The following is a 3,163-nucleotide window of genomic DNA, read 5'->3' on the forward strand; positions in this document are numbered from 1 at the left end:
AGAGGTTTGAGCCAAACTACTCCTGATTAGAACAAAAAGGAGCGAATGTACATGAAAAAATGGTTATGGATAGGTGTCCTTATATTATCAGCCGTCATGTTTATGCAAAGCCCTCAGACTACTCAGGCTGCCACAGATACTTACGTGGTTAAGAGTGGCGATACCTTATGGAAAATATCCAAGCGTTATCAAATTGGTCTTTCAGAGATTATAAACGCCAATTCTCAGTTTAATAATCCAGACTTAATTTACCCTGGAGACCGGGTGACGATTCCGTTAAAAAGACAAGTAAAGTCAACTGAGCAGCAGGTCATTGATTTAACGAATCAGGAGCGCGCTCAACAAGGCCTGCCAGCCTTGAAAGAAAATTGGCAGCTTTCTCGTGTTGCACGCTATAAGTCTAGAGATATGGCGGCAAAGGGGTACTTCTCGCATAACTCCCCGACCTATGGTTCTCCTTTTAACATGATGAGAGATTTTAATGTATCGTATCGCAGAGCAGCGGAAAACATTGCTGCCGGTCAGAGTACGCCAGAACAAGTCGTAAACGGCTGGATGAACAGCCCCGGGCACAGAAAAAATATTCTCGATCCGAATCTGAAGCAGATCGGTGTGGGATATGCTAACGGCGGAAGCTATGGTCATTACTGGACCCAAATGTTTATTACTCAATAGATAAAACAGTTTTAGCCTCTGGTGGAAAAAAGCACCGGAGGTTTTCTCTTTTTCAAACATGCTCTGTCACGTACACTAGGGTTTGTGAAGAAAATAAAGGTGAATTAAGTGAAAATTTCGTATATGAAAGACAGCTTGCATGACGTCTGACAACCTGTTAAAATCCAAGATAGAATATGTTTATGAAAGCATTTTCATTTTTCGTTTTTATTTCATTATATTAGGGGAGGAACCAACAGTGAATAATGTTATAGGGGTATTATTAGGTATTGCAGCTGTTGCAGTTATCTTAGGCATTGCGTTTCTTATGTCCAATGACCGTAAGAACATCAATTATAAGGGTGTAGGAATCATGCTGGCCGTTCAGCTAGTTCTTACCGCATTTATGTTCAATACTACGGTGGGGCAGCAAATTATTAAAGGGATATCATGGGTGTTCAACCGTTTAATTGAATACGGAACAGAAGGGGTTAACTTCGTTCTTGGTGGTGTACAAGTAGGAGAGAACGGGGTGTTCTTCTTTAATGTACTGCTGCTTATTATATTCTTCGCAACCATTCTTTCAGTATTAACGTATTTGAAGATTCTACCTTTCATCATTAAATATTTGGGCTGGGGCTTATCAAAAATTACAGGCCTTCCAAAAGTAGAATCTTTCAACGCTGTAAATAGTATTTTCTTTGGTCAGTCTGAAGCACTTATAGCGATTAAATCACAGTTCCATAATTTAAATGACAACCGTCTTTACATTGTCAGTGCATCAGCCATGGGGTCCGTTTCTGCTTCGATTGTTGGAGCTTACCTAGGAATACTCCCGGATCAGTATATCCTGGTTGCTCTTCCGTTAAACATGTTTAGTGCATTGATTGTTGCTTCTATTATTGCGCCGGTTAATGTTCCTAAAGAGGAAGATGAAGTAGATATCCAGGACGTTTCTAATGCGAAAAGCTTCTTTGAAGCGATGGGGAATGGAGCGCTTGATGGCGGTAAAATTGCTTTAATTGTTGCTTCCATGCTTATTGCGTTCATTGCTTCTCTTGAGCTTGCTAATGCTGTTTTTGGTGCTATCTTTAATGGCTTTACGCTTCAGCAGCTGCTTGGTTATATTATTGCTCCAATCGGCTTGCTTATGGGTATTCCAGCGGCAGAAGTTGTCGATGCTGGTGCCATTATGGGTACGAAGATTGTAACGAATGAATTCGTAGCGATGCTTGAATTCCAGGGAATGCTTGAAAATGTATCCGAAAAAACAGTCGGAATTGTAACTGTATTCCTGACCAGTTTCGCGAACTTCTCAAGTATTGGAATCATCGCAGGTACTGTTCAAGGAATTGACGCTGAAAAAGGTGGCCGAGTATCCGGTTTCGGTCTGAAACTTCTAATCGGTGCTACCCTTGGGTCTATGCTTTCTGCAACAATTGCCGGTATCTTCTTATAATTTAAAAAGCCTGTGCGGATTTCCCGCACAGGCTTTTTTATGTGTGATATAAGATTGCGCATCTCTCCAGCATAAGCTCCCGGTTGCGTAAGCACGTTTTCGTTCATTACGTGTGGAAAAATAGAATTTTGGAAATGGTTCGCTCTTCGTGGCCCTGCACAACGCAGGTCCACGTTTATAGTTCACATATAAAGGAAATACAGTAATAGATTCCATATGAAGGAGAGATCATTAATGGTAAAAAACTATAAACTTTATATTAATGGAGAATGGATCAATACGGGTGATAAATTAGAAGTACTTAATAAATATACTCAGGAAACGTATGCAGAAGTTGCCAAAGCTTCTGAAAAAGAAGTGAACCAGGCGGTTGAGGCAGCTCAGAAGGCGTTTAATAATAATCAGATGAGCCCTTATAAACGTTACGAAATCTTAAAGCGGGTTAGTGAACTGCTCCTCGAAAATAAAGAAGAACTGGCGCAGAATATGACTATGGAAGCCGGAAAGCCGTTGAAACAGACACGCACCGAAATTGACCGAGCTTCTCAAACGGTCGAGCTATCGGCGGAAGAAGCAAAACGTGTGCACGGGGAAGGCGTTCCGGTGGAAGCAGCGCCAGGTTCAGAGAATCGAATGGCCTTTACCATTAAAGTGCCTGTCGGTGTAGTTGGTGCGATTAGCCCGTTCAACTTTCCAATTAATCTGGTGGCTCACAAAATAGCACCAGCTATTGCTGCCGGAAATGCGGTCGTTTTGAAACCGACGAGTAAGACTCCAATTTCTGCTCTGAAACTGGCAGAGTTATTTGAAGAGGCAGGACTTCCCAAAGGTTTCTTGAATGTAGTGGTCGGATCCGGCTCTACTGTAGGAAATCAAATGATGGAAGATTCGAGAATCAATATGTACACCTTTACCGGAAGTGCCAAAGTTGGCCTGAAGCTGAAGCAGAATACCGGTTTGAATAAATTGATTCTAGAACTTGGAAACAATTCACCTGTTATCGTAGATAAAGAAGCGGATGTGGATGCAGCAGCTGCGAATATTGCTGCC

The 3,163-nt window shown here is 41.8% G+C and carries 3 protein-coding genes; all 3 read left to right on the forward strand.

The genetic code is table 11. The annotated features are described in order from the left end of the window. The first annotated feature begins 51 nt into the window (after window positions 1-51). Window positions 52-675: a SafA/ExsA family spore coat assembly protein gene (safA, locus tag WAM07_RS16860; protein WP_422168571.1), complete on the forward strand. Its 624-nt coding sequence runs from the start codon at window positions 52-54 to the stop codon at window positions 673-675. 250 nt (window positions 676-925) lie between these two features. Beyond that, entirely contained in the window at window positions 926-2,113 is a 1,188-nt protein-coding gene (locus tag WAM07_RS16865) for a NupC/NupG family nucleoside CNT transporter (RefSeq protein WP_422168573.1), read from the forward strand. A 234-nt stretch (window positions 2,114-2,347) separates the two neighbouring features. Next, window positions 2,348-3,163, forward strand: an 816-nt coding sequence (locus WAM07_RS16870) for an aldehyde dehydrogenase family protein (protein WP_422168572.1), incomplete at its 3' end; no start/stop codon positions are given.

Origin of the sequence: Halobacillus sp., assembly GCF_049282395.1 — a bacterium.
Classification (GTDB): Bacteria; Bacillota; Bacilli; order Bacillales; family Halobacillaceae; genus Halobacillus.

Coding starts and splice junctions, on each gene's coding strand:
- safA (WP_422168571.1), top strand. CDS start 52: ATGAAAAAATGGTTATGGATAGGTGTCCTTATATTATCAGCCGTCATG.